At 36.4% G+C, this 308-nt stretch carries 1 protein-coding gene; it reads right to left on the bottom strand.

The annotated features are described in order from the left end of the window. On the bottom strand, positions 1-308 hold a 308-nt coding region (gene tssD / locus Xsze_RS21640; protein WP_143707629.1), incomplete at both ends, for a type VI secretion system tube protein TssD.

Here is a 308-nt window from a genome sequence, read left to right as displayed (position 1 = left end):
TTTCACTTCATAAAACAACTCTAATTGTCCAGCTTGGCTGGTTCTGTAAAAGATAAATTTGCCATTTAGGGACTCGTTCGAGTCTATTGCCATAGCTAATAATGGGGAAGATTTATCTATTGGTTTTATGAATTGTATTGGTTGATGGCTGACATTTTGATCTCGCGTTATTGTATGGTTTAAGCTAAGTACCTGTATTTCGTCCTCGTGTCCGTTTTGATACCGATTTCCTATCGAATCTGGTGTTGAACATCCCGCAGATATGAGACCTTGGTTTTTACCATTTAAAGATAAATAAATCATGTATG

This window comes from Xenorhabdus szentirmaii DSM 16338, assembly GCF_002632585.1.
Taxonomy (GTDB): domain Bacteria; phylum Pseudomonadota; class Gammaproteobacteria; order Enterobacterales; family Enterobacteriaceae; genus Xenorhabdus; species Xenorhabdus szentirmaii.
The sequence above is the reverse complement of the archived record's forward strand: the minus strand, read 5'-3'. Positions and strand labels throughout refer to the sequence as shown.